Source organism: Olsenella sp. KH3B4 (genome assembly GCA_900111695.1).
Classification (GTDB): Bacteria; Actinomycetota; Coriobacteriia; order Coriobacteriales; family Atopobiaceae; genus Tractidigestivibacter.
The window spans coordinates 102,902-127,410 of the sequence record FOHD01000001.1 but is presented as its reverse complement, the minus strand read 5'-3'; the positions used below and the strand labels follow the sequence as shown (position 1 = coordinate 127,410).

The window sequence follows — 24,509 nt, the reverse complement described above, 5'->3', positions numbered from 1 at the left end:
GGGTCACTTGGGAGGATAGACTATGAGGAAACTTGATCTGGACGATGATGTCTTCGGCCACGTTGTCCCTGCCATCTACGTGCTCTCTGACGCGCGCGGCGAGACCGCAAAGGCCGTTGTGGAGGCTGCTGCTGCTCAGTTCGGCGATGGCTCCGTCGAGATCATCCGTGTATCTGGCGTAGAGAGCGTCGAGCAGGTCCGAGACTACTTCGACAAGAACTTCGACCCGGACAGGCCGAGCGCAGTATTCCACACCTTCGCAAACGGTCAGCTTCGCCGCGAGATTCGCCGCGAGCTTGACAGGAGGGGCATCCCCTCTATCGACCTGCTTGGCCCTGCCGTCACCGTCATCTCGACGCTCACGGGCGAGGAGCCGAGCCACGCCATTGGTGCCACTTTCTCCGAGCATCCGGCATCGCAGGAGTAACTTGTAGGTACATATGTGCCCGTTCAGGGGGCCAGACTTGCGTCTGGCCCCATTTTTGTTTCGTTCGCCGGAGTATTTTTCCGTCCACCGGTTACGGCTTGATTTTGGCATCTCCCGAAAATGGGCCTGTCTAGAATTGGGCGTTGCGGTGACCTGAACCTGGGTCCGCGATGTGAGTGCGCGCCGAAAGGCGTGTCAGGTTGTTCGAACAGGGGAGTGAAATGTCTGAGAAGCACGTGTACCGCTTCGGAAAGGACGAGAACGGCAACAACGTGACCGAAGTTGCCGGTGCTACCGTCGACGAGGCGAAGTGGATTACCGGCGGCAAGGGCGCCAACCTGGCGGAGATGGCCAACATTGGCCTTCCCGTTCCTCCGGGATTCTCCATCACCTGCCAGACCTGCGTCGCTTACTCGTCCGCTGGCAATGTCTGGCCTGACGGCGTCCTCGACGAGATTGACGTCTACCGCAAGGACCTCGAGAAGCGCATGGGCAAGAAGCTCGGCGACAAGGACGACCCGCTGCTCGTCTCTGTTCGCTCTGGTGCCCCCTTCTCCATGCCAGGCATGATGGACACCGTCCTGAACCTCGGCCTCAACGACGACTCCGTCCAGGGTCTCATTAAGAAGACCGGCAACCCCCGCTTTGGCTACGACTCCTACCGTCGCTTTGTCCAGATGTTCTCGGACGTTGTCATGGGCGTCGACGGTCAGCTCTTCGAGGACGCCATCAACGCCAAGAAGGCCGAGCGCGGCGTGAAGCTCGACACCGAGCTCAACGCCGACGACCTCAAGGACCTCGTCGTCACCTTCAAGCAGATCTTCGCCGACAACGTTGACCCCGAGAAGTACCCCGAGGTCGTTGTCGACGGCAAGCCCGTGTTCCCGCATGACCCGTACCTCCAGCTTCGTCTTGCCGAGCAGGCTGTCTTTGGATCTTGGAACACGCCGCGCGCAATTCTCTACCGCAAGCAGAACAAGATCCCCGACGACCTGGGCACCGCCGTCAACGTGCAGTGCATGGTCTTTGGCAACATGGGCGACACCTCGGCTACTGGCGTCGCGTTCACGCGCAACCCCGCCGACGGCACCAACGAGCGCTACGGCGACTTCCTGGTGAACGCACAGGGCGAGGACGTCGTGGCCGGCATCCGCAACACCGAGCCCATCTCCGACCTGCCCAAGACCCCGGGCCTCGAGGAGGCTGGCAAGGAGCTCTACCACGTCTTCGAGATCCTCGAGGACCACTACGCTGACATGATGGACCTCGAGTTCACCATTCAGGAGGGCAAGCTCTGGATGCTCCAGACCCGCGTTGGCAAGCGCACCGCGCTCTCCGCGCTCAAGGTTGCCATCCAGATGTACGAGGAGGGCCGCATCTCCAGGGAGACCGCCGTCATGCGCGTTGCCCCCGAGCAGCTCGACCAGCTCCTGCACCCGCAGTTCGACCCCAAGGCCAAGTACGAGGTCCTCGCCAAGGGCCTGAACGCCTCCCCCGGTGCCGCCACCGGTGCCGTGGTGTTCTCGTCCGCTGACGCCGAGGCCTTCAAGGAGGCCGGCAAGCCCTCCATTCTCGTGCGCTGGGAGACCACGCCCGATGACCTCAAGGGCATGGTCGCGGCCGAGGGCATCCTCACGTCCCACGGCGGAAAGACGTCCCACGCGGCCGTCATTGCCCGTGGCATGGGCGCTCCCTGCGTCTGCGGCGTCGAGGCGCTCCACATCGACGCTCCCAACAAGGAGTGCAAGGTTGCCGGCACCGACGTTGTCCTTCACGAGGGCGACATCATCTCCATCGACGGCACCACGGGTGACGTCATCCTGGGCGAGGTGCCCCTGGTTCGTCCGCAGCTCGGCGGCGACCTCGAGACCATCCTCGACTGGGCCGACGACGTCCGCAAGGACCCCGCACGCGGCCGCGTGATCGGCGTTCGCGCCAACGCTGACAACCCTGCCGACGCGCAGCTCTCTGCCGACAACGGCGCCGAGGGCATTGGCCTCGACCGCACCGAGCACATGTTCCTGGGCGAGCGCAAGCAGCTCATCCAGAACTTCATCCTCGCCGAGTCCGACGACGTCAAGCAGGATTCCCTCAAGAAGCTGGGCGAGGCCCAGAAGGGCGACTTCCTTGGCATGTTCAAGGCCATGGACGGCAAGACCGTCATCGTTCGCCTGCTCGATCCCCCTCTGCACGAGTTCCTCGACAACCCCCGCGACCTTGAGGTGGAGATCACCAAGGAGGAGTGCGCCGGCAAGGACTGCACCGAGAAGCGCGCCCTGCTCGCCAAGCTCGACTCCTTCCAGGAGGCCAACCCCATGCTCGGCCTTCGCGGCTGCCGCCTGGGCATCGTCTATCCCGAGCTCAACGTCATGCAGGTCCGCGCCATCGCTGGTGCCGCTGCCGAGCTCAAGAAGGAGGGCTTCGACCCCAAGCCCGAGATCATGATCCCGCTCGTCGCCTTCGAGACCGAGATCGAGCTCGTCCGCGCCGGCGTCGAGAAGACCCTCAAGGAGGTCGAGGAGGAGACGGGCGTCAAGCTCGAGATCCCCATCGGCACCATGATCGAGCTCCCTCGCGCTGCCATCACCGCCGACGAGATCGGCAAGCACGCCGACTTCTTCTCCTTCGGCACCAACGACCTCACCCAGACCTGCCTCGGGTTCTCCCGCGACGACGTAGAGTCCGCGTTCATGCCGCTCTACCTTGACAAGAAGATCGTCAAGCGCAATCCGTTCGCGACTGTCGACCCCGGCGTTGCCAAGCTTGTCCAGATGGGCGTCGAGGGTGGTCACAAGGCCAACCCGGACATCGTCTGCGGCGTCTGCGGCGAGACGGGCGGCGACCCCGAGTCCATCCAGGTCTACTATGACCTTGGCCTCGACTACGTTTCCTGCTCGCCGTACCGCGTGCCCATCGCCCGCCTTGCGGCCGCGCAGGCAAAGATCAACTCCAACGGCGGTCCTGCCAAGGTCGCCAAGTAACTTGGCGTTGATGTACGTCTAGCACATTGGGGGAGAGGCCTGGTGCCTCTCCCCCTGTTCTTTATTAGGGCATCCGGCATGTTGGAGGCGCTCATGAGGGTTCACGACAGGGAGGATCAGATTGCTCGCGAGGAGGAGCTCCTCTCTGCTCAGGCAGCCAAGAGCTCGCAGTCAAGGGGCAGGGATCTGCCAGAGGAGGAGGACTTTCTCAGGCCCTGCTACCAGCGTGACAGGGACCGAATCCTTCACTGCAAGAGTTTCAGGCGTCTTGCCAACAAGACGCAGGTCTTTCTGGCCCCCGAAGGCGACCACTATCGCACGCGCCTCACGCATACCCTCGAGGTTGCTCAGATTGCCCGCACAATCTCGCGGGCACTCGGTTTGAACGAGGACCTCACCGAGGCCATCGCCCTTGGACACGATCTTGGCCACACGCCATTTGGTCATTGCGGGGAGCGAGCCCTCTCACGGGCCATGGCCCGTTATCGGGGCATCGACCCGGAGTCCGATGAGGGCCGCTCTCTCTTTCGACATAACAGGCAGAGCGTGAGGCTGGTCGAGTGTCTTGAGAAAGATGGCCGTGGGCTCAACCTCACCTGGGAGGTTCGTGACGGCATCCTCTGCCACACTGGGTCGCAGCGCGCTCAGACGCTCGAGGGCAGGGTCGTTGCCTGCGCGGATCGCATTGCCTATGTGTGTCATGACATCGATGACGCCGAGCGCGCTGGCCTTCTCACGGAGAACGACCTGCCACAGGGTCCGCGCGAGCTTCTTGGCGGTAGCTCATCCGAGCGCATTGACGCCATGGTGCGCGACATCTGCGCGGGGAGTGCAGAGGCTGGGGACATCCGCATGTCCGATGGCGTATGGCACGCGATGATGGAGCTCCGCTCGTTCCTCTTTGAGTCGCTCTACACCAAAGGTGATGCCAAAGAAGAAGAGCCCAAGGCCACGCGCATGATCGAGCTTCTCTTCGACCATCTTGTGACCCACATGGACGAGGTCCCGGAGGAGTACCTCAAGCACGATGGCAATCATCCCGACGTGCAGGTGGCAGACTACGTTTCTGGCATGACAGACCGCTATGCCGTGCGCGTGTTCGAAGACCTCACCGTGCCCCGCTCTTGGAAGGGCGTCATGGTGCGTGGCAGGTGATGACGAGGTACCGTGTGCGCGTATGTCTGGTAGGCTTTTCTCGTCTTGGAACGCTACCAGGGGGGATGTATGGCTCCAAAGCATGGCCGCAGGGAGAGCAGGGGCACGGGGCGTGGGCTGTTGATCGCTGCCTGCGTGTTTATTGCGTTTGCGGTGGGGGTGCTCGCGCTTGCCATGACGGGCAAGCTGCGTCCGCTGGTAGAGAATGTGGCTCCCGGACTTGCGGGGGAGGCTGCCCAGCAGAGCGGCCAAGTCGCCGATGGGCAGGCCGCCGAAGCTGCGCAGGCGCTTGAGCCAAAGGACTTCTCGGACTACAGCTGGGACGAGCTCTCCCAGATTTCCACAAAGATTGCCGCTGCCGCGACGGACAACGATGGCCTGGCGATTGCACAAGAATACAACCTGGCAGATGCCGCAGGCGTGCCCGTCAACGAGACACGCGAGGTGGTTCTCGATGACAACACCTTGGCGCCCGCGCGCATTGTGGGGTTCAGGCATGACCAGCGCGCCGATGGCTCTGGCGTTGCGGGCATGACGCTCATGGTGTCCATGCTCTCCGAGCAGCCCATGGAAACCTCTAACACCAACCAGGGCGGGTGGGAGTCCTCCTCGCTCAGGGCGTGGCTTGCAGGTGACGGTATGGCGCTCCTTCCGGATGACCTTGCCTCCCATGTCGTGAGCGTTTCCAAGGCCACCAACAACGTGGGGGTTACCTCGGACGTCGCGTCGGTCACCCAGACGGCCGATGGACTGTGGACCTTCTCAGCAGTCGAGGTCTGCGGCAACATCACCTGGTTCGAGGACGAGTTTGCGTCGGAGATCTCGTATACGGCCGGACTGGATGCCGTGCTCAACGCCGAGGGCTCTCAGTACGCGTACTTCTCGGCGGCAGGTGTGACGGGGGAGACCGGCGGGCCATCGGGCGCGCTGGCGCTCACGTACCGTGGGTCCGCTCGGCCGTGGTGGTATCGATCCGCGTATCCCTTGAACTATGCCGACACCAGCTCCAGCCAGTACTTCTTCCGAGCGAGCGAGACGGGGTATCCGTCTTCTGTCGGGGATGCAAGCACCCCCTCAGGTGTCGTTGCGGGTTTTTGCCTATAGGGAGCGCAGAGATAGCGCCAATACCATTTCCATCAAGTTATGTAGTTCTTGTCCTGCCCCGTGCGGTGCTCTATAATTCTCGCTTGTGTGTAAGCCTATGTGTCGCTCGCATGTGCGTCGGCACCTCTGGTCTAGAGACGAGGAAATAGCATGGATTACATTCGCGCGATCGAGCGTCAGCAGATTCGTGAGGACATCCCCACGGTCCTGGTTGGCGACAACGTCAAGGTCCACTACCGCATCATCGAGGGTGACCGCACCCGCGAGCAGGTCTTCCAGGGTGACGTTATCCGCATGAGCGGTGCCGGTTCTCGCGAGACCTTCACCGTTCGCAAGATCAGCTTTGGTGTTGGCGTGGAGCGTACGTTCCCCCTTCACAGCCCCAAGATTGCCAAGCTCGAGGTCGTGCACCACGGTGATGTCCGTCGCGCGAAGCTCTACTACCTCCGCGATCGCGTGGGCAAGGCCGCGCGCATCCCCGAGAAGCGCTAGAGCATACCATCGTTTGGTCTGGAGGGGCTGCCCACTTGGGTGGCCCCTCTTCTCTATGTAGTCAAAGCGCGCCCGATTCTCTGCGTGTGGGGGCGCCCTATGGGGAGGATTCAATGGCTCGGTCTTCGGCAACGGCACACGAGGTCGCGGCGCTCTTTGCCTGCGCCGACGAGGACGAATTCGTCCGCCTGGAGGAGCGCTATGCCGACGACCCGCGCAAGCAGGTGCAGCACGCACGCGAGGTTGCCAAGAGGCGCTTGGCGCGTGAGAGGAGCGAGCGCGAGCGCGTGCTGGCGATGTATGCCAAGGCTCGGGAGCTTGGCGGCCCCGGCATTGTGCTGGGCGTGGACGAGGTGGGCCGTGGCGCACTCGCAGGGCCGCTCACCGTGGCTGCCGTGGCGCTTCCTGACGAGCCAATCATCTGGGGAATCAACGATTCCAAGCAGCTCACTCCCGCGCAGCGCGAGGTTCTCGCCGCGCGCATTGCAGACGTCGCCATATCCGTGGGGATTGCCCACGTGGAACCCGCCTCCATCGATGCCGTGGGAATGGGGGTTGCCCTTCGCATGGCCATGAAACGCGCCATTGACGATGCCGGGGTCGATGCGGATGCCGTTCTCATCGACGGAAACCCAGTGCACGTGAGCCCCAAGGAGGTCACGCTTGTGAAGGGTGACGCGCGGGTCTCGTGCATAGCCGCCGCTTCCATTGTTGCCAAGGTGACGAGAGACGCGCTCATGGTCTCGCTTGCCGAGGAGTATCCGGAGTATCACCTTGCGGAATGCAAAGGTTACGGCTCGCCTGAGCACATCGCGGCCATACGCGAGCACGGCCTTTCGCCCATCCACCGCGTATCCTTCTGCGGGAACTTCCTCGAGACGCCGCCCCTCTTCTAGATAGTGGGTTTTTGCTGCCGGTTTGCTCTTGCGGAAAATTCTCCCCTGCAGTTTTGGTTTTGACGCTCGTGAGGTGCATTTGCTGCCTTATGGCTTCGAGCTGCCTAATCTTCTCCTCGCATTCTTGAACTGTCGGCTGTCTGCCAGCCGCGTAATCGCGCGCTGTCGGCCTCGTGCAAGGGTGTGGTGACATCATCGCTCTCCCGATTGGTTGCGAGAGAGGAGACTGCGATGGAGGAGACGACGTTTGGCGTGCGTGGTGGACAGGGTCGAGGCGTCGAGAGTGGACGTCCTCACAGCGAGTTCTGCTTTGGGCACCTTGGCCACGAGTTCGACGGGTACGGTGTGGGGTTTGGAGGACCCAGGGAGTCCTTGTGCGTCGACTTCGACGAGGACGAGGGGGTGGGCTTCGGACCAGACTGGCAGGACGCAGAGCGCAAGCCGCTTGACGAGTACACGACAAAGGAGCTTGGTGCCGAGGGTGAGCGACTTGCCGCCAATTTTCTTGCCGAGAATGGCTATCGCATTCTCGAAATGAACTGGCGGTGCCGCGCTGGTGAGGTTGACATAGTTGCCACCGAGGATGAGCCAGACGAGGAGATGCGCCACAGCGTGGTACTCGTTGAGGTGAAGACAAGGCTTGCCCTGGGTGACGAGGCAGACTACGTGCCCGAGATTGCCGTCGACCCCAAGAAGCAGGAACGCTATCGTCTGCTGGGCCTCCTGTACCTCGTTGAGCATACCGAGGTCGACTCGGTTCGCTTTGACGTGGTTGCCATCAACGTGGTGGGATATGGCCACGCAAAGCTCCGTCACCTCATCTGCGCCTATAGCTGGGACGACTGATGGGCAGCCCGGACGTGCGCATCCCCACGGCAACCCTGAGGGGCGTCGAGGCCGTGCCGGTGACGGTCGAGGTAAGCGTTTCGGGTGGGATTCCGGGACTCTCCATTGTGGGCATGCCAGATACCTCGGTTCTCGAAGCCCGGTCAAGGGTGCGCTGCGCCATGAAGTCATGCGGCTACAAGATTCCTCGGCTTCACGTGACCGTAAACCTTGCTCCTGCAGAAATCCGAAAGACCGGTACCGCATTCGATCTCCCAATAGCCGTGGCCGTGCTTGCCGCCACGGGTCAGATACCGCACGAGGGTCTCTCCAAGCTGCTCTTTGTGGGCGAGCTTGCCCTTGACGGGAGCGTGTGCCCACCACGGGGAGCTGTTGCGTACGCCGCGCTTGCCGAGCGAGAGGGGCTCTCGCTTGCCTGCTCCGAAAACACGCGGTTGCCGCTTGCGCTCTCCACAGGCGCCTATGGCATTTCTTCCATCTCGCGGTTAAAGGCTGGCGTTGGCGAGCTGCCCCTCCTGACTACGGGCCACGACCTCGATGAGGCAGATTCGGGTGATTCCTGTGAACTCGACTTCAGAGATGTTGTCGACCAGGACATCCCCAAGCGTGCCATGGTGATCGCGGCAGCCGGGCGGCACGGCATGCTCATGGTGGGGCCACCTGGTTCGGGCAAGACCATGCTTGCACGTAGAATGCCCACAATACTTCCGCCGCTCACGGATGCCGAGCGGTCCGAGGCAATGCTTATCCACTCGGTGGCGGGACAGCCCATAGGTCCTCTCGAGCGAGGAGAGCGGCCGTTTCGTGCACCCCACCACTCGATTTCCGTAGGCGGCCTTGTTGGGGGAGGCAGGCCGGTCATGCCTGGAGAGGTGTCACTTGCCCATGGAGGGGTCCTCTTCCTAGACGAGCTCCCCGAGTTCGCGACAAATGCCTTGCAGTCTCTGCGCCAGCCCCTTGAGGACCATGAGGTGAGAATCGTGCGGGTCGATGGCGTGTACGTCTTTCCGTGCGATTTTCAGCTGGTGGCTGCGGCCAACCCCTGTCCTTGCGGACACCTGGGCGACGACGCTCACGAGTGCACCTGCCCACCTGCCCGCGTGGCTGCCTACCAGGGACGCATAGGGGGTCCACTCATGGATCGCATAGACGTTGTGGTTGACGTCCACAGACCCGCCTCGACAGATGTCATTAGGGGCTCGGAGGGTGCGGGCTCTTCCGAGATGCTCGAGCAGGTCTTGGCAGCGCGGGAGTTCTCCTCCTGGCGCGAGGCGCGTGACGAGGCTCGCTATGGCAGCGGGGTGCGTGGCGTGGCGAGGCTTGGCTTCGAGCCGAGCGCTCGCGCATTCTTCGAGGATTCAGCGGAAAGACTTGCCCTGGGCGGGCGCGCAATAGCGCGTGTGGGACGCGTCGCACGAACCATTGCTGACATGGGTGGCCACGAGCTTGTGTCACGCGATGACGTAGGGGAGGCCCTTCAATACCGATCGAGGAGGCAGCTATGAGAGGCGGAGCCGCGCGTGAGGGAGAGCGCTGGGAGTTGAGGCGGGGAGAGGAGGCGTTTCCGCCTGCGCTTGACGACCTTGATCCAGTCCCCGAAATACTCTACGGGAGGGGAGACCCCGAGGTGCTCCAGGGGCCTTGCCTCTCGATCGTCGGGGCGCGAAAGGCGAGTCCCTACGGAGTTGCCGTGGCGGAGATGGCTGGGAGGGTGGCCGCCGAGAGCGGCATCGTTGTGGTATCTGGAGGAGCCATGGGGTGCGACTGTGCCGCGGGACGCGCCGCACTCGAGGCAGGTGGAAAAACGGTCGTTGTCTCGGGGTGTGGTGCCGACATGGTCTACCCAGCGAGCTCGGCAGATGTCTTTGCTGGTGCAGTCGCGACAGGCGGAGCGGTTGTCTCCCTCGAGCGGTGGGGGTCTCCGCCTCGGCGCTATGCCTTCCCCAAGAGAAACGCCATCATCGCGGCGCTGTCAGCGTGTCTGTTCGTGACAGAGGCAGGGATGCATTCGGGTACCATGAGCACGGCGGACGTTGCTGTGGAGCTCGGACGCAAGGTCTACGGCATCCCGGGGTCGATCTTCTCACCGCTTTCTACGGGAACCAACTGGCTCATCTCCGAGGGCGCGCGCGTCATCTGCGACGAGGCCTCGCTCGAGGCTGCCATATCCCTGGACTATGGGAGGCTTCGATTCACGGATGCCCCGGGGCGGCGCGAGGATCTCGGACGGGTGCTCTCTGCGCTTGTCGCGTCTCCCTCTCGGGCGGATGACCTCGCTGCCCGCTTGGGCGAGAGCATCATCACCGTCCTGAGTGCGCTCTCCGACTACGAGGCGGCCGGTGTGGTTACCAAGCTTGCGGACGGGAGATATGCGCCCACGAGCGCGTTCTATTTGTCGCACAATGGTCTGACTGGGACCAAGGCGTCCCCTGCGGGACAGAAGGAGGAGCATGCAGCAGACAGTTGACGTGGTGGGAGCGGGCCTTGCGGGAAGCGAGTGCGCGCTGCAGCTTGCCGACAGGGGCGTGAGGGTTCGACTCCACGAGCAGAGGCCCGTGCGTATGTCACCTGCGCATCATACCGACCGCTTCGCCGAGCTCGTGTGTTCTAACTCCCTCAAGTCCACCAAGCCAGAGACGGCGGCCGGCGTCCTCAAATGGGAGCTCGATACCATGGGTTGCCACCTTCTGTCTATCGCCCGAGATTGCTCCGTGCCTGCCGGAGGTGCGTTAGCCGTCGATCGGGAGAGGTTCTCGAGCGCCGTGACCGAGGCGGTCTCGTCGCACCCGCTTGTCGACGTTATTCACGAGGAAGTCACGCAGATACCGGATGGTCCCGCCGTTATCGCCGCCGGACCGCTCTGCTCGGACGCGCTCTTTCAGGCAATCTCAAAGGCCGTGGGCGAAGGGTCCATGTCGTTCTTCGACGCCGCGGCACCAATAGTCTCAGCCGAGAGCATCGACCGCTCCATCGCCTTCTCGCAATCTCGTTACGAGGAGAACGCTGCGGGTGACTACCTCAATTGTCCCATGGAGCGCGATGAGTACGATGCCTTCATGGACGCGCTCCTCTCTGCCGAGCGCGTCATATCGCGCGACTTCGAGCAGGCGGACCTCTTCTGTGCCTGCCAGCCCATCGAGGAAGTGGCCCGCACGGGGCATGACTCGATTCGCTTTGGGGCACTCAAGCCCGTGGGCCTTACCGACCCAAGGACGGGCCGGCGACCTTGGGCGGCGGTGCAGCTGCGTGCCGAGAATGCCCGACGTACTGCTTACAACCTTGTGGGTTTCCAGACCAACCTCACGTGGCCCGAGCAACGACGCGTCTTCAGGATGATCCCCGGCCTTGCTGAGGCTGATTATCTCCGCTACGGCGTCATGCACAGGAACTCGTTTGTGGACTCGCCGCACGCGCTCGACGCTACGTTTGCCATCCCCGGTACCCAAGTTCGTCTCGCGGGTCAGATAACAGGCACCGAGGGCTACGTCGAGGCCATTGCGTCTGGGCTTCTCGCCGCCCTCAACACCTATGCGGAGCTCGCCGACCTCCCATACCCGGAGCTTCCGCAGACCGGTGCGTTGGGATCGCTTGTCGCCTATGCGACCAATCCGGCAACTGTGGGGTACCAGCCCATGCACGTGAACTTTGGTCTTGTCCCGCCGCTGGAGGACGCCCCAAGAAGGAAGGATGATCGGCGCCGTCGCATGGCGGAGCGCGCCCGAGCCGACATGGCCTCGTTTGTGGGGGAGAGGCGGGACCTCTTTCCAATAGCGGGGCAGGAATCCGTCTCATGAGCGTGCGGCGTGAAGGCGAGAAGGGCTTATCGCACTCGAAGGCCGCTGCCCCCCTTGGCTCGCACGTGCTGCCTGACGAGCGCCGCGCCTTTCTCGCGTATCTCGGGCAAGTCCGTGGGCTTTCCGAGAACACCGTGAGGGCCTATCGGGCAGACCTGGCGTCTTTTGCCTCGTGGGCCGAGCGCATGCACGTGGATCCCCTGCGGGCAACCCACCGGGAACTGCGTGGCTTTCTCGCTGACCTCGGGCGTTCGGGCTACACGGTGCGAACGGTTGATCGTCGGCTCTCGGCAGTCCGTGACTTCTATGGATGGATGCTTCGTGAGGGGATTTGCTCGGTGGATCCCGCGGCCGCACTGGCTACACCCAAGGGCCCTCGCCGTCTCCCCAAGACCATGTCTGACGAGGACGTGCAGAAGCTTCTTGCCACGTGCGATACGACCGAGCCAACTGGAATACGGGACCGTGCGTTCCTGGAGTTTCTCTATGCCTCCGGCGCCCGTATCTCCGAAGTCTCGCGTCTTGACGTGAGCTCGGTCGACTTTGGCAGGTGCCAGGCAACGCTCTTTGGAAAGGGCTCAAAGGAGCGGATTGTTCCCCTCTATGAGGTGGCACTGGAGTGGGTGAGGCGATATCTCGACGAGGCTCGCCCTAAGCTTGCGTCTAAAGGCAAGGGGGGAGAGGGGGAGGGCCTGGATGGCGCGCTCTTCCTCTCCACTCGGGGGCGTCGTATGAGCGCCGCCGCCCTTCGTACCGTCTTCGAGACTCATGTTCGCCTCGCAAGGATTGACCCTACGCTCACGCCGCACGCCATGCGCCACACCTATGCCACGGAGCTCGTTTCGGGAGGAGCCGACCTCAGAAGCGTACAGGAGCTCCTGGGCCACGAGAGCCTCTCGACCACACAGGTCTACACGCACCTCTCCGTCGAGAGGCTCAAAGACGCGGCGCGCCAGGCACATCCCAGGGCGCAGTAAGGTCGTAGGGCCACTTCAAGGTGAAACGGTGAACGTGAGCAGGACTTTCGCGCTGCTTGCCCGCCTCCTCTTTTACCTGCTATACTCTTCAATCGCTGTGCAGATGCTCAGCATGCCGCTACCAGGCGGCAACATCACACACGCGTGACGACTTGAAGGCCGTGGTGCCCCAGGCTCTAAGCCAGGCCAGGGGTGGCACTTCGGGGATGACATCGCGCGGAGGACCAACCAATGGAGGTCAAACATGGCTGCTAAGGTTACTATCCAGACCCTTCTCGACGCAGGCTGCCACTACGGTCACCAGACCCGCCGCTGGAACCCCAAGATGAAGCCCTACATCTTTGGCGAGCGCAACGGCATCTATATCCTCGACCTCAAGCAGACCCTCATCGACGCCGACAAGGCCTACACCTTCCTGCGCGAGACCGCTGCCAAGGGCGGCAAGGTCCTCTTTGTGGGCACCAAGAAGCAGGCCCAGGAGCCCATCCAGACTCAGGCTGAGCGCGCCAACATGCCTTACATCAACCAGCGCTGGCTCGGCGGCATGCTCACCAACTTCGTGACCATGCGTTCCCGTATCGCCCGCATGGAGGAGCTCGAGGCCATGGTCGAGGACGGCCGCATGAACGCGCTCCCCAAGAAGGAGCAGGCACTGCTCACCAAGGAGCTCGACAAGCTCCAGAAGAACCTCGGTGGCGTCCGTGACATGACCACCCTCCCGCAGGCCATCTTCGTCGTCGACACCAAGCGCGAGGAGATTGCCGTTCGTGAGGCCAACCGCCTGCACATCCCCGTTGTTGGCCTGCTCGACACCAACTCCGACCCCGACGTTATCGACTACGGCGTGCCCGCTAACGACGACGCCATCCGCTCCGTCTCCCTCATGTGCGAGCTTGCGGCCGACGCTGTTCTCGCTGGTACCGGCGAGACCCAGGTGACCGCCGAGGAGATGCAGACCGGCGAGGCTACCGCCCCCGTCGCTACCGATGAGGCAGCCGCTCCTGCCGCCGAGGCTCCTGCGGCCGAGTAGCTAATCATCCCGTCTCCCACCAACCAACCCCTTTAGGAGGTTCACATGGCACAGATTACCGCCGCCCTCGTCAAGCAGCTCCGCGAGATGACCGACTCTCCCATGATGGAGTGCAAGAAGGCTCTCGTTGAGGCCGATGGCGACCTTGACAAGGCCGTCGACGTCCTCCGCAAGATGGGTCTTGCCAAGGCCGTCAAGCGCGCTGGCCGCGAGACCAACGAGGGCACCATCGCCGTCTACGTCTCCGATGACGCTAAGGTTGCCGCTATGGTCGAGCTCACCTGCGAGACCGACTTTGTTGGCACCAATGGCAAGTTCAAGGACTTCGCGCATGCCGTGGCCGAGGTCGTCGCCAAGAACGACCCCGCTGACGTCGACGCCCTGAAGGCCTGCCCCATGGGTGAGGGCACCGTCGAGTCCGAGCTCACCGAGATGATTCACGTCATCGGCGAGAACATGAAGATCAACCGCTTCTCTCGCCTCACCGCTGAGAACGGTGGCATTGGCTGCTACATCCACCACGATGGCAAGCATGCCGACATGGTGAGCTTCTCGTTCTCCAAGCCTGAGACCGCCAATGCGGACGAGTTCAAGACCTTCGCGCATGACGTAGCCATGCAGGTCGTCGCCAGCAACCCCGTCTCTGCCGTACGCGAGGATGTCCCCCAGGACGTCATCGACCACGAGATGGGCATCTACAAGGCGCAGGCTGCCGAGTCTGGCAAGCCTGAGGCCATCCAGGAGAAGATCGCCCTCGGCAAGCTCGAGAAGTTCTACAAGGAGAGCGTCCTTACCGAGCAGGTCTTTGTGAAGGACTCCAACGAGACCATCTCGTCCCTTGCCAAGAAGGTCTCCAAGTCCCTCGGCGACGACATCAAGATCGTCACTTTCGTGCGCTTCAACTTCGGCGAGTAGCACAGGCTGCTTCATAAGAAGTGATTGTTTGCAGCCCCGACAGGCCTTTGCCTGTTGGGGCTGCTTCTTGTCTTTTGACCAGGTTTTGGCTCTAGGCGTGTCCTCCGTATGCAGAGACCTTACACTCGCCGAGGACGCGGCGGCGCATCCGTGGTGCTCTGATAGAATCGTTGGGGTTACGGCTGCGACATCTGGCGGCCGTGACATCCCGACGAATGGAGGATGGCTTGTCGACCTACAAGTACCAGCGCGTTCTTCTGAAGCTTTCCGGCGAGGCCCTCATGGGCGACCAGGCTTTTGGCATAGACCCCAAGGTGCCGCAGAGACTTGCCGAGGAGATCAAACCCGTGTGGGAGGATGGCGTTCAGGTTGCCGTTGTTGTGGGTGGCGGCAACATCTTCCGTGGCATCCAGGGTGCAGCTGCCGGGATGGACCGCGCCCAGGGAGACAACATGGGCATGCTCGCTACGGTTATTAATGCCCTCTCGCTGCAGGACTGCTTCGAGCGCAATGGGATGGACTGCCGTGTCATGAGCGCAATCGAGATGCATCAGGTGTGCGAGACCTACATCCGCCGCCGCGCCATCAGGCACCTCGAGAAGGGTCGTATCGTTATCTTTGCTGCCGGCACGGGGAACCCCTACTTCACCACCGACACCGCCGCAGCCCTTCGCGCGTGCGAGATTGGCGCCGAGGTCCTCATGAAGGCGACCAAGGTCGACGGCATCTACGATGCCGATCCGGTTACCCATCCCGAAGCCACTAAGTTCGATACCATCACCTACAAGGAGGTTCTTGCACGCGACCTCAAGGTCATGGACGCAACGGCCACGGCGCTCTGCCATGACAACAAGATGCCAATCATGGTCTTTGACATGGGCCAGGACGGCGTCTTCATGAGCGCGCTCGCGGGCGAGAACGTTGGAACCACCGTCGTCGAGGAGGAGCAAGCATGAGCCAGTACACCGACAAAGCCAAGAAGCATATGGATAAGTGTCTGGAAGCGCTCCAGGCCAACTTCTCCCGCGTCCGCACGGGGCGTGCCAATCCGCACATCCTCGACCCCATCAAGGTCGACTACTACGGACAGCCTACGCCCATCACGCAGCTTGCGGGCGTGAAAGTCCCCGAGGCCTCGATGATGGTCATCGAGCCGTGGGACAAGAGCGCGCTGAGGAGCATCGAGAAGGCCATCGAGGCCTCGGACCTGGGCATCACGCCCTCAAACGACGGCGCATCCATCCGTCTTCCGTTCCCCAAGCCCACGGAGGAGCGTCGCCGCGAGCTCGCCCGCGAGTGCAAGGACATCGCCGAGGAGGCGCGCGTCTCTATCCGCAACGTTCGTCGTGACGCCAACAACAAGCTCGACCGCGACGAGGAGCTCTCTGAGGACGAGGTCTCTCGCGAGAAGAAGGCCATCCAGAAGCTCACTGACGACTACGTCAAGCGTGTCGACGCGATGCTCAAGGAGAAGACCGCCGAGGTCATGGAGATTTAGGTGCAGATAGACGAGAAGAAGCTGGGGGCCTACTACGCCAATCCCCCCGAGGACATAAGCCTTGCTGACGTCGACCTGAACCGCATTCCTCGCCACGTCTCCATCATCATGGATGGCAACGGTCGGTGGGCCAAGGCTCGTGGGCTCGACCGCTCGGAGGGCCACGTCGCAGGCGTCGATTCTCTGCGCGAGGCTGTTACTACGAGCGTGCGCCTTGGCCTGGATGTGCTTTCGGTCTACGCGTTCTCAACAGAGAACTGGAAGAGGCCCCAGCATGAGGTCGATCTCCTCATGCACCTCTTTGCGACTACGCTTCTAAACGAGTTGCCGCTCTTCCACCAGGAGAACGTGCGGCTTCGTTTCTTCGGCGACATCGACGCCCTGCCAAAGCAGACTGCTGACGTCTTTCGCGAGGGCCTCGATCAGACTGCCGACCACACGGGCATGACGTTTGCTCTGGCCGTGAACTACGGCTCGCGCGCCGAGATTACGCGTGCCGCTCGCGAGCTCGCGGCCGAGGTCGCCGCCGGCACCCTGCGCCCCGAGGACATCGACGAGGACGCTCTCTCGTCTCGCCTGTACACGAGAGGCCTGCCGGACCCCGAGCTTCTCATCCGCACCTCTGGCGAGATGCGGCTCTCAAACTATCTGCTCTGGCAGCTTGCCTACACCGAGTTCTACGTGACCCCAACCCTGTGGCCTGACTTCTCGCGCTGGGACTTCCTGCGCGCAGTCAAGGCATTCCAGGGTCGTCATCGCCGGTTTGGGGGTGTCACCGAGTCTTGAGTGAGAGAGGCCCCGAGGACCAGCAGGACAAGCGCGAGAGCGTAGGCATCGACCGCCACATAGACAAGCTCGAGAACAGGCGCAATGCAAAGGAAGCCCGTCGCACAGCGGGCGCCCTTGCGGGTCAGCGCGCCCGCGGCTGGACGGAGCGACTCCTCACGCGCACCACGTCGGGCGCCATATACGCGATTGTCGTTCTCGTCTGCCTCTACATTGGACCCATCGCCACGACGCTCATGATCAGCGCCATGGCATGGCTCTGCTGCTCCGAGTTCTTCCGCATTGCGCGGATGGGCGGGCGCATGCCCAACGAGGGAGTTGGCCTCTCTGCGGCGGTGCTGTTTCCTATTGCGGCGTATCTCACCGGTCTCAGGGGACTGGTCATCATCCTCTTCCTGCTGCTTGCAGCCTGCGCGGCATGGTACGTCTTCACGCCGCGGGCAAATGTGGGCGACGTGGCCATCACGGTCTTTGGACCGCTCTACACCTCGCTCACCTTCTCGAGCCTGGTCCTCATCCGCGTTGTCGACAAGGGCCTCGTTGGGGCAACGCTGACGTTTGGCGTCATGCTCTCCGTTTGGGCTAATGACGCCATGGCATATGCCGTTGGTTCGAAGATTGGTGTCCACAAGCTGGCCCCAAGAATCTCGCCCCATAAGAGTTGGGAGGGGTTCTACGGTGGCATCATCGCCTCCGTTGTCATCTGGGTTGCAATGGCCGTCTTGGGCGTCGCGGGGCTCACGATGCCCCATGCCCTTCTCGGCGGGCTCATCGTTGGCATTGCGGGAGTCGTGGGCGATCTTTTTGAGTCCCGTCTCAAGCGCGGCGTTGGCGTCAAGGACTCAGGCAACCTCATGCCTGGTCACGGCGGTCTTCTCGACAGGTCTGACTCCATGCTCTTCGGCAGCATGGCGGCCTACTTCATACTTTTCTTTGGGGGAATTCTATGAGTTTGTTCGAGCGTCCTGGAGCGCGCTCTCCGCGTCCGCATGTTCTTCGCGTCGCGGTTCTTGGGTGCTCGGGCTCCATTGGCATGCAGACGCTTGAAGTGTGTCGCCAGCATCCCGATCGCCTGAAGGTTGTCGCGCTCTCTGTGAACTCGTCGTGTGAACGTCTTGTCGAGGCGGCGCGGGAGTTCAATGCCACGCACGTCGCTGTGGCTGACGCCTCCCGCAAGGACGACGTCGCCCTCGATGAGCTACCCTCTGGTTGCGCCCTTGGCTTTGGTCCCGACGCCGTCATGGCGCTGACGGAGCTTCCGGATGTCGACTGCGTGGTGAACGCCGTGGTGGGCGAGGCTGGCATGGCGGCTGGCTACGCGGCGCTCAAGGCCGACAAGATCTTGGCCTATGCCAACAAGGAGTCTATCGTTGTTGCGGGCGACCTTCTCATGCCGCTTGCAAAGCCCGGGAGGCTCATCCCCGTCGACTCCGAGCACAGCGCCATCTACCAGTGTCTGGTTGGGGAGAGGGACGCTGACCTCGCGCGCATCTGGCTCACGTGCTCGGGTGGCCCCTTCTATGGCATGACGCGAGACGAGCTCTCGCGCGTGACCGTTGACGATGCCCTTGCGCACCCCACCTGGACGATGGGGCCAAAGATCACCATTGACTCCGCGACGCTCACCAACAAGGGACTGGAGGTCGTCGAGGCCCATCACCTCTTTGGCGTGGACATCGATGACATTCGCGTGCTCGTGCAGCGCCAGAGTCGCATCCACTCAATGGTCGAGTTCGCGGACGGGTCGGTGAAGGCCCAGCTTGGTCCCTCGGACATGCGCATCCCCATCCAGTACGCGCTCAGCTATCCAGAGCGTTGGAGCGCGCCGACGGTTCCTGTCGACTGGTGCCACGAGGCCCCCGTCACCTTTGGCGAGGCGGACGAGAAGACCTTCGGGTGCCTTGCGCTCATCAAGGAGGCGGGGCGTATTGGCGGCACCATGCCGTGCGCAGCCAACGCGGCAAACGAGGTGGCCAACGCCGCCTTTAGGGCGGGAGCGTGCGGCTTCCTCGACATCGAGCGCGTTATCTCTGCGGTCATGGACGCAACGCATGCTGTTGCCGTCGACAATCTGGCGCAGCTCTCCGAGGTGGACGCAAGGTCGCGGGAGCTGGCACAGTCTTTCATCAAGGGACTTCGCGCATGACGGGGGTCGCATCTGCCGTCTTCTGGGGCGTGGCCGTTCTCTCGCTTCTCGTATTTGTGCACGAGGGCGGCCACTACCTGGCGGCTCGCGCCTGTGGCGTCCGCGTGACCGAGTTCTTCCTTGGCATGCCCTGCCGTTTCAGGCTCTCGCACAAGAGCAAGGACCACGGTACCGAGATTGGCGTAACCCCCATTCTGCTCGGCGGCTACACCCGCATCTGCGGTATGGAGAACTCCAAAGACGAGCTGCTTGGGGCCGCGCTCATGAGCGTGCAGCGCTCCGGCAGGATTGCGGTGAGCGACCTTGCCTCCCAGCTTGGTTGTGATCTTGACAGGGCCTACGGGCTTCTCGCCACGCTGACGGACTGGGCGGCTGTGAGGCCCTATTATGACCCTGCGCTTGGCGAGCACAAGGGACAGGCAGACTGGCCGGCGAGCTTCGAGACGCTTCGACGCGACGGCGATCTTCGCACCGAGTACGACCGTGGCCATGACTTCTCCCAGGCTGGCACCACCAACTACGGCGAGCCGCGAAATCCCGGCATGAGCGCAAGCGAGTTCCTGGCGCACGAGCGCGGACGCACCTACCTCGGCTGTGGCTTCTGGCGGCGGACGGCGATGCTCCTTGCGGGTCCTGCGGTCAACCTGCTCGTGGCACTGGTGGTGGTTACGGCGTCCTTCATGGTCATGGGTGTGCAGGTCGCCTCCAACGAACCCGTGATTGGGAGTGTTGCCGAGGGGTCCTTTGCCGAGTCTGCGGGTCTTGAGCCGGGCGACCGCATCACGTCCGTGGATGGCACTCCCATCTCCACCTACGACGACCTCGTTGCCGCCATCAAGCCATATCTGGAGTCTGGCACCGACTTCACGCTCGGCTACGAGCGCGACGGAGTGGCGTATGAGACGACCGTCGACCTGGTTGACGGCGAGGCGGCTGAGTACCTGGGCATTACCAACCAGTCCTACACGTACTACCCCTCGCTTGGCCAGGCGCTTCGTGGGTCCGTGGCCTACGGTGGGCTGGTGGCGGAGTACGCCGTGAAGCTCATCGTGCCCTCGCACACCATGGAGGTCCTCGACCAGTCGAGCTCCGTCGTTGGCATCTCGGTTATGGCGTCAGAGGCGGCCTCGGCCGGCGTTCCCACGCTTGCGTTCTTCATTGGCGCGATCTCGATGTCCCTCGGCTTCATGAACCTACTTCCCATCCCCCCGCTGGACGGCGGAAAGATCCTCATAGAGATTATCCAGGCCGTCTCCAGGCGACAGGTCTCCGCGCGCGCCCAGAGTATCGTGAGCTACGTGGGCCTTGCCTTCTTCCTCTTCGTCTTTGTCGTGGCCATGAGAAACGACATTCTCACCTTTGTGATTGGTGGCTGACATGGATTCCAGCACTCAGAAGCTTCCCCGTGACCTCACCAGGCGCGTCATGGTGGGCAACGTTGCCGTTGGCGGCGGCGCTCCCGTCTCGGTTCAGTCGATGTGCACCACCAAGACCGCGGACGCAGCAGCAACCCTCGCCCAGATCAGGCGGCTTGCAGATGCGGGCTGCGAGATCATCCGCGTTGCCGTCCCCAACGCGGACTCCCTTGACGGCTTCGAGCGCATCTGCGCCGAGTCGCCGCTGCCCGTGATCGCGGACATTCACTTTGACTACCGGCTGGCCCTTGGCGCTGCCGCCCGGGGGGCTGCGGCGCTTCGCGTGAACCCCGGCAACATTGGATCTTGGGAACGTGTCGACGCCGTTATCGACGCATGCGGCGAGGCGGGCATCCCCATTCGCATAGGCGTCAACGCTGGTTCTCTTGACGAGAAGGTCGCGGCCAGGCAGGACCTCACGCTTCCCGAGAAGCTCGTGGCGTCTGCCGAGGGCTTCGTCGAGCACTTCCGCGAGCGCGGTTTTCTCGACGTGGTTCTCTCCGCCAAGGCGCACAGCGTTCCCACCACGCTCGCAACCTATCGCAAGCTTTCGAAGACCTTGCCCGACGTGCCGCTCCACGTGGGTGTCACCGAGGCTGGCACGATTCGCCAGGGGACGGTCAAAAACGCGGCTGGGGTGGGAATCCTTCTCGAGGAGGGCATAGGCGACACCATGCGCCTCTCGCTTACAGCCGACCCGGTCGAGGAGGTTGCGGTTGCATGGGAGCTCCTCTCGGCGCTCGGCATGCGTCGGCGATCCCCTGAGCTGGTGAGCTGTCCCACGTGCGGGCGCTGCCAAGTGGACATGATTCCCATTGCCGAGGAGGTGGGCAGGCGTCTGGCCAGCGTGAAGGCGCCCATCACCGTGGCGGTCATGGGGTGTGTGGTGAACGGCCCCGGCGAGGCCTCGGACGCCGATCTTGGCGTGGCCTGTGGCCACGGGCAGGCGATGCTCTTCGAGGGCGGCAGGCCCCTGCGCAAGGTTCCTGCCGACAAGATCGTGGATGAACTCATGGCCGAGATCGAGCGACGCTTCCCCGGCGCACTTGATGCCTGTTAGGCCGTAGAATTGCATGGCGTCGGTTTCGGCGCATGATGCCCGGCCACGGTGCCGGGGGAGAGGACTTTCACCGTGAGAACGTATGCAAGGATGACCGGGCTCTATGCGCCTACGCTCAAGGAGGACCCCGCGGAGGCCGAGCTCGCAAGCCATCGGCTCCTGCTCCGTGCGGGCATGATTCGCAAGTCCGCCTCGGGCCTCTACAGCTACCTGCCGCTTGCGTGGCGCTCGCTTCTGAAGATCGAGTCTGTCATTCGCGACGAGATGGAGGGCATAGGCGCCCAGGAGATGCTCGTGCCCATCCTCACCGATGGGGAGCTGTGGCGTCAGTCGGGTCGCTGGAGTGCCTACGGCCCGGAGCTCATGCGCCTCAAGGACCGTCACGAGCGCGAGTTTGCCCTTGGCCCCACGCATGAGGAGTCCTTCACCGACCTCGTTCGCAACGAGCTGCGCTCCTACAAGCAGCTTCCCGTGACGCTCTACCAGATCCAGGACAAGTTCCGCGACGAGCTGCGCCCCCGCTTTGGCCTCATGCGCGGTCGCGAGTTCATCATGAAGGACGGCTACTCCTTCGACGCCGATGTCGAGGGCATGCAGCGCTCCTACAACGACGAGAAGGCCGCGTACGCGCGTATCTGCGAGCGCGTGGGGCTTCGCGCGCTCCCCGTGGTAGCGGACTCCGGCCAGATTGGCGGAGACACCTCCGTCGAGTTCATGGCGCTGGCAGACGCCGGCGAGGCCGAGATTGTCTACTGCGACGATTGCGGCTTTGCGGCTGACACCGAGGCTGCTACGGCCCCCATCAACCTCGTCGAGGGTGACGAGGGAGAGCTCGAGAAGCTCGAGACCCCTGGCTGCGAGACCATCGCCGACCTCGCTGCGTTTCTCAAGGTCCCCGAGGCCGCCACGAGGAAGGCTCTCGCGCTTGTCGATGGCGATGGAAAGCCCTGGGTGTGCTTTGTCCCCGGTGACCACGAGATGAACGACGTGAAGGCCGAGCATGCCTTTGGCGCATACCATCTGATGAGCGACGAGGAGCTGGTGCAATACGGTCTCGTCAAGGGCTTCATTGGTCCCGTCGGCCTTCCCGAGGGCGTTGGCTCTTGCGCCGACGAATCGCTTCGCGGCTCTGCGTGGTGGACCACCGGCGCCAACGACGCAGGCTATCACTACGTGCACGCCAACCAGGGTCGCGACTTCACGATTGGCCGCTGGGTGGACGTCATCACCGCAAAGGCGGGCGACATCTGCCCCAAGTGCGGCGCGCCTCTCAAGGCGGCCCGTGGAATCGAGGTTGGCCAGGTCTTCCAGCTGGGCACCAAGTACTCGCAGACCATGGGCGCCACGTTTGCCGACCCCGATGGCGTCGAGCGCCCCCTTCAGATGGGTTGCTACGGCATCGGCGTCTCCCGCATGCTTGCGGCCGTGGTCGAGCAGCACCACGACGAGCACGGCATTGCGTTCCCCGTTGCGGTTGCGCCCTACGAGGTGGAAGTCGTGCCCCTCGACGTGAACGACGACGTGGTGTGGCCCGTGGCTACGCGCGTTGCCGAGGAGCTTCTCGCCGCGGGCGTCGAGGTCGTCATGGACGACCGCAAAGAGCGTCCCGGCGTTAAGTTTGCCGACGCAGACCTCATGGGCTTCCCGTATCAGGTGGTCTGCGGCAAGAAGGCCATCAAGAACGGCAACGTGGAGCTCAAGGTTCGCGCGACCGGCGAGCGCACCGAGGTTGCCATCGAAGAGGTGGCCTCACTTCTCGCCAATCGCGTCGTATCCGAGCGTGCATGAGACAAAGGGACAGTCCCTTTGTCTCATTCGCGTGGGCCGCGAGATTTCCGCGGCCCTTTTCATTGGGGGATGTTCTATAGGGGGGAACCATGGGCAGCATGAGCTATACGGAGCTGGTAGAGGCGGCGCGAGGTCAGATGGGGATCTGCAAGGCGTGCCCTGTCTGCGACGGGAAAGCATGCGGCAATCACATCCCGGGCCCGGGGGCAAAGGGCACGGGTACCGTTGCCATTCGAAACTACGAGGCGTGGCAGTCGGTCCTTCTCAGGATGGACACCATCCACAAACCGTATGTGCCGGACACCTCCGTGACGCTCTTTGGTCACGTGCTGTCCCTCCCCGTCATGGTGGGGCCGCTAGGTGACGTGAACCGCCACTATGGCCCCAAGTTCGACATGGAGACCTACAACGACGTGATGCTCCGCGGTGCCGCGGGGGCAGGCACGCTGGGGTGGACTGGCGATGGGCTTTCCGCCTCGCTTCACGAGGGGGCGTGCCGCGCCATCTCAAGCCTTGACGGCTGCGGCATCTGTACCATCAAGCCGTGGTCGAAGGACGTGGTGCGAGACAAGCTGAGGCTCGCTCTTGCGGCACATCCCGTTGCCGTGGCCATGGACATCGATGGTGCGGGGCTTCCGTTCCTCAAGGGTCAGCAGCCGCCTGCGGGCCCCAAGGATGTCTCGCAGCTGCGCGAGATCGCCAAGGCCTGCCATGCGGCGGATACGCCCTTTGTTCTCAAGGGCATCATGACCGAGCGAGGCGCCGAGAAGGCCCTCAAGGCGGGTGCCGACGGCATTGTTGTCTCCAACCACGGCGGGCGCGTCCAAGATGGCGTGGAGGCCACGGCAACGGTGCTCCCGGAGATCTCGCGCGCCGTTGGCGACGACCTTGTTGTTCTCGTCGATGGAGGCATTAGGACTGGCGCTGACGTCTTCCGCGCGCTTGCGCTTGGGGCGAGTGCGGTCCTCATGTGCCGTCCGTTTGTGGTTGCGATGTACGGCGGGGGAGAGCAGGGCGTGAGAGACTTTCTCGGCCAGCTGAGGGGCGAGCTTGCTGACGCCATGGAGATGTGCGGTGCAGAGACTGTCTCGGACGTCACAGACGACCTCGTGAGCTGGTAGGGGTCTGGGGCCTTCCGCACGCGGTTGCATTTCTCGGAGTTTATCGCCATTCTTGAAAATCCTCGACATCCAACTGCG

22 protein-coding genes are annotated in these 24,509 nt (G+C 63.0%); all 22 read left to right on the top strand.

Annotated features, from left to right (window positions below; genetic code table 11):
• The first annotated feature begins 22 nt into the window (after window positions 1–22).
• The 22 genes from BMX94_RS00595 to BMX94_RS00490 all read left to right on the top strand — a co-directional run bounded on the left by BMX94_RS00595 (window position 23) and on the right by BMX94_RS00490 (window position 24,431).
• Window positions 23–427 carry a kinase/pyrophosphorylase gene (locus BMX94_RS00595; protein ID WP_091002388.1) on the top strand — a complete coding sequence of 135 codons (405 nt, stop codon included), beginning with the start codon at window positions 23–25 and terminating at the stop codon, window positions 425–427.
• Between the two features lie 221 nt (window positions 428–648).
• On the top strand, window positions 649–3,408 hold the full coding sequence (gene ppdK, locus BMX94_RS00590) for a pyruvate, phosphate dikinase (RefSeq protein ID WP_091002386.1): 2,760 nt from the start codon (window positions 649–651) through the stop codon (window positions 3,406–3,408).
• A 93-nt stretch (window positions 3,409–3,501) separates the two neighbouring features.
• Window positions 3,502–4,563, top strand: coding sequence for a deoxyguanosinetriphosphate triphosphohydrolase (locus BMX94_RS00585; protein ID WP_091002384.1), 1,062 nt, complete (start codon window positions 3,502–3,504; stop codon window positions 4,561–4,563).
• A 69-nt stretch (window positions 4,564–4,632) separates the two neighbouring features.
• Complete coding sequence (locus BMX94_RS00580) at window positions 4,633–5,667, top strand: DUF6273 domain-containing protein (protein ID WP_143052230.1); 1,035 nt, start codon at window positions 4,633–4,635, stop codon at window positions 5,665–5,667.
• Between the two features lie 150 nt (window positions 5,668–5,817).
• Window positions 5,818–6,159: a 50S ribosomal protein L19 gene (gene rplS, locus BMX94_RS00575; protein ID WP_091002380.1), complete on the top strand. Its 342-nt coding sequence runs from the start codon at window positions 5,818–5,820 to the stop codon at window positions 6,157–6,159.
• A 113-nt stretch (window positions 6,160–6,272) separates the two neighbouring features.
• The gene (gene rnhB / locus BMX94_RS00570; protein WP_091002378.1) at window positions 6,273–7,055 is read left to right on the top strand and encodes a ribonuclease HII; all 783 of its coding nucleotides are present in this window, start codon (window positions 6,273–6,275) and stop codon (window positions 7,053–7,055) included.
• A 231-nt stretch (window positions 7,056–7,286) separates the two neighbouring features.
• Window positions 7,287–7,901: a YraN family protein gene (locus BMX94_RS00565; RefSeq protein ID WP_091002376.1), complete on the top strand. Its 615-nt coding sequence runs from the start codon at window positions 7,287–7,289 to the stop codon at window positions 7,899–7,901.
• A complete protein-coding gene (locus BMX94_RS00560; protein WP_091002374.1) occupies window positions 7,901–9,406 on the top strand; it encodes a YifB family Mg chelatase-like AAA ATPase in 1,506 nt (501 codons plus the stop codon). Before BMX94_RS00565 ends, BMX94_RS00560 begins: the two co-directional genes overlap by 1 nt.
• Entirely contained in the window at window positions 9,403–10,368 is a 966-nt protein-coding gene (locus tag BMX94_RS00555) for a DNA-processing protein DprA (protein WP_091002372.1), read from the top strand. The genes BMX94_RS00560 and BMX94_RS00555 overlap by 4 nt, the downstream gene beginning before the upstream one ends.
• Window positions 10,352–11,695 carry a methylenetetrahydrofolate--tRNA-(uracil(54)-C(5))-methyltransferase (FADH(2)-oxidizing) TrmFO gene (gene trmFO, locus BMX94_RS00550; RefSeq protein ID WP_091002370.1) on the top strand — a complete coding sequence of 448 codons (1,344 nt, stop codon included), beginning with the start codon at window positions 10,352–10,354 and terminating at the stop codon, window positions 11,693–11,695. Before BMX94_RS00555 ends, trmFO begins: the two co-directional genes overlap by 17 nt.
• Entirely contained in the window at window positions 11,692–12,672 is a 981-nt protein-coding gene (locus tag BMX94_RS00545) for a tyrosine recombinase XerC (RefSeq protein WP_091002368.1), read from the top strand. The genes trmFO and BMX94_RS00545 overlap by 4 nt, the downstream gene beginning before the upstream one ends.
• A gap of 244 nt (window positions 12,673–12,916) precedes the next feature.
• Window positions 12,917–13,702, top strand: coding sequence for a 30S ribosomal protein S2 (rpsB, locus tag BMX94_RS00540; RefSeq protein WP_091002366.1), 786 nt, complete (start codon window positions 12,917–12,919; stop codon window positions 13,700–13,702).
• A gap of 45 nt (window positions 13,703–13,747) precedes the next feature.
• Complete coding sequence (gene tsf, locus BMX94_RS00535) at window positions 13,748–14,617, top strand: translation elongation factor Ts (protein WP_091002364.1); 870 nt, start codon at window positions 13,748–13,750, stop codon at window positions 14,615–14,617.
• Window positions 14,618–14,844: 227 nt separating this feature from the next.
• Window positions 14,845–15,573 (top strand): UMP kinase, encoded by a 729-nt coding sequence (gene pyrH / locus BMX94_RS00530; protein WP_091002363.1) that lies wholly within the window; start codon window positions 14,845–14,847, stop codon window positions 15,571–15,573.
• Entirely contained in the window at window positions 15,570–16,115 is a 546-nt protein-coding gene (gene frr, locus BMX94_RS00525) for a ribosome recycling factor (RefSeq protein ID WP_091002361.1), read from the top strand. Before pyrH ends, frr begins: the two co-directional genes overlap by 4 nt.
• Entirely contained in the window at window positions 16,116–16,901 is a 786-nt protein-coding gene (gene uppS, locus BMX94_RS00520) for an undecaprenyl pyrophosphate synthase (RefSeq protein WP_091002359.1), read from the top strand.
• Window positions 16,898–17,851, top strand: coding sequence for a phosphatidate cytidylyltransferase (locus BMX94_RS00515; protein WP_177171271.1), 954 nt, complete (start codon window positions 16,898–16,900; stop codon window positions 17,849–17,851). The genes uppS and BMX94_RS00515 overlap by 4 nt, the downstream gene beginning before the upstream one ends.
• On the top strand, window positions 17,848–19,047 hold the full coding sequence (gene dxr, locus BMX94_RS00510; protein WP_091002355.1) for a 1-deoxy-D-xylulose-5-phosphate reductoisomerase: 1,200 nt from the start codon (window positions 17,848–17,850) through the stop codon (window positions 19,045–19,047). The genes BMX94_RS00515 and dxr overlap by 4 nt, the downstream gene beginning before the upstream one ends.
• Window positions 19,044–20,423: a M50 family metallopeptidase gene (locus tag BMX94_RS00505; protein ID WP_091002353.1), complete on the top strand. Its 1,380-nt coding sequence runs from the start codon at window positions 19,044–19,046 to the stop codon at window positions 20,421–20,423. The genes dxr and BMX94_RS00505 overlap by 4 nt, the downstream gene beginning before the upstream one ends.
• A 1-nt stretch (window position 20,424) precedes the next feature.
• Window positions 20,425–21,522, top strand: coding sequence for a flavodoxin-dependent (E)-4-hydroxy-3-methylbut-2-enyl-diphosphate synthase (gene ispG, locus BMX94_RS00500; RefSeq protein ID WP_091002351.1), 1,098 nt, complete (start codon window positions 20,425–20,427; stop codon window positions 21,520–21,522).
• A 90-nt stretch (window positions 21,523–21,612) separates the two neighbouring features.
• Window positions 21,613–23,310: a proline--tRNA ligase gene (locus tag BMX94_RS00495; RefSeq protein ID WP_218138437.1), complete on the top strand. Its 1,698-nt coding sequence runs from the start codon at window positions 21,613–21,615 to the stop codon at window positions 23,308–23,310.
• Window positions 23,311–23,399: 89 nt separating this feature from the next.
• Complete coding sequence (locus BMX94_RS00490) at window positions 23,400–24,431, top strand: alpha-hydroxy-acid oxidizing protein (protein WP_286159967.1); 1,032 nt, start codon at window positions 23,400–23,402, stop codon at window positions 24,429–24,431.
• Window positions 24,432–24,509 lie beyond the last annotated feature (78 nt).